This window comes from Actinosynnema sp. (genome assembly GCF_052038725.1).
The window spans coordinates 1-2,122 of record NZ_JBQGCX010000426.1; the positions used below are offsets into that span (position 1 = coordinate 1).

2 protein-coding genes are annotated in these 2,122 nt (G+C 72.3%); both read right to left on the bottom strand.

The features are described from left to right. Window positions 1-994: pectinesterase family protein (locus tag ACTUAL_RS08635; RefSeq protein ID WP_440899880.1), on the bottom strand; the 994-nt coding region annotated here is incomplete at its 3' end. Between the two features lie 51 nt (window positions 995-1,045). Beyond that, window positions 1,046-1,903 carry a rhamnogalacturonan acetylesterase gene (locus tag ACTUAL_RS08640; protein WP_440899881.1) on the bottom strand — a complete coding sequence of 286 codons (858 nt, stop codon included), beginning with the start codon at window positions 1,901-1,903 and terminating at the stop codon, window positions 1,046-1,048. Window positions 1,904-2,122 lie beyond the last annotated feature (219 nt).

Sequence of the window (2,122 nt, forward strand, 5' to 3'; positions counted from 1 at the left end):
GGTTCCAGCCGTCGCTGCCCGCGAGGTACTTCTGCGCGGTGTGGTTCGCGGCGGTGGAGGCGCTCATCTGCGGGCGGTCGCCCGTCCCGGTCGTCGCCCCGGCGCCCGAGTTGTTGTGCTCGGTGAAGCGGCAGGTCTTCCACGAGAAGCCGCCCATGTCCTGCCACGCGCCGGTCTGCCGGATGTGGCCGCCGAGCGTGGAGTCGCGCACCAGCACCTGGCCGATGGCGTCGGCCGCGCCACCCGCGTGCCAGCAGCGGCCGAGGGCCACGGTCTTGGCCGCCGACGGGCCCTTCAGCGTGGACCGGGTGATCAGGATGCCGTACGGGTTGGACGAGTGGGTGGCGGCGGCGGTGATGTAGCCGTTGTTGCTGCTGCCCCGGTCCAGGGACTGGATGGTGGTCGAGTCGACCACCAGCGCGCCGTTGCCGTAGATGAAGTCCACGGCGCCCTCGATGTAGCTCTTGTAGACGTACTGGCGCACCTGGGATCCGCCCGTGCCGCCCCAGGACAGGAACGTGTCCTGGTAGCCGAGCATCCGCACGTTGCGGTACACCTGCCGGTCGCCGCCCGCGTACAGGGCCAGCGCCTGGCTGTCGTGCGCGGCGTAGGTGTTGGCCATGGTCAGGCCGGTGACCGAGGTGTCCTTGGCCTTGTTGAGGACGGTGGCGCTGCCCTCGGTGCCCGCCGTGGACGCCGGGGTGCTCCCGGTGATCACGACGTCGGCGGAGTTGCCGGACGTGCCCTGCAGGATGAGCCCCGGTTTGCTCGCGGGGATGGAGACCTGGCCCCTGTACGTGCCGGGCTTGATCTTGATCGTCGAGCCGGGGGACACGGCGGCGATGGAGGCTTGGACGGTGGTGTAGTCGCCGGAGCCGTCGGCGGCGACGGTGACCGTGGTGGCGGCCTGGGCCGGGGTGGCCATGGCGAGGGCGAGCAGCGGGGCCGAGAGCGCCGCCGCGCCCCTGGTCAGGCGGGTGCCGTGCGGTGACATGCGTCAACTCCTCGTTGAGTCGCGGTGCGGTCGACGGCGGCGGTTCCGGGCTCAGTGGGGCGGCGTGGTGGGCCAGGTGATCGCGCTCGGCGGGACGGTCGCGGTGAGCTGCCGGAACTTCCCGGACGGCACGATCCCCTGACCGCTCAGCGCGGTCGCGACGAGCCGGGCGACCTCGATCGCGCCCGCGCCCTGGAAGTGCGTGTTGTCCTCGATCCCGCCGGGGTAGTTCGGGGACTGCCCGGCGGCCAGGTGCAGGAAGTGCTCCTTGGTGCCCTCCACGCCCGCGCGGTTCCACAGCGCCGTGCTGGACGTGGTGAGGTCGATGAGCGGAACTCCCTTTGCCGCGGCCAGTTCCCGCATCGCCGCCGGGTACGCGCCGTGCGAGGGAGCCGCGGCCCCGGAGCCGGTGAAGCGGCGGCGCTCGACCGGGGTGATCAGGACCGGTTTCGCCCCCTTGGCGCGGCTCTTGTCGACGTACTGCGACAGGTGCGACTTGTACGTCGTGGACGGCTCGGTGTAGCGGGTGGGGTCCTCGACCTTGGAGTCGTTGTGCCCGAAGGAGATCAGCAGGTAGTCGCCGGGCTTGATCCGGGCGAGGACGTGGTCGAGCCTGCCGAGGTCGATGAAGCTCTTGGAGCTGGCCCCGGACTTCGCGATGTTCGCCGCGACCGCGCCGGAGTTCAGGAACACCGGAAGCGCCTGCCCCCAGCCCGCCCTCGGCGACTGGGAGGCGGTGTAGGTGGAGGCGGTGGAGTCGCCCGCCACGTAGATCGTGACGGGGGCTGCCGCCGAGGCCGCCGGGCCGGTCAGCGCGCCCGCCGACAGGGCCGCGACGACGCCGAGGACGACGGCGGGCGCGCGGCGGCGCGGGGTCCTGCGGCGCCGGAGCGGGGGTTTCGGTGCCATGCGCGATCTTCCCCTCCGAGCGCGCGGACGCGCCCACGGGAGCTGCGGGGTGATCAGCGCGCGCCGGTCTGGCAGCGGCGGCGGGGGTCGACGGGCGGCGCGTCGACGCGGTGCGAAGTGGATTCGACTGGCGCTGATCTTGGGTGTTCGCAGTATGGGAGGACTTCGGGGACGCGGGCAAGGGCGGGTGCCGGTTTTGTCCCGCATTTCCCCGCGTCG

Bases quoted from the DNA above. Each gene is read 5' to 3' on its own strand.
- ACTUAL_RS08640 (WP_440899881.1), bottom strand. From the start codon at position 1,903: ATGGCACCGAAACCCCCGCTCCGGCGCCGCAGGACCCCGCGCCGCCGC.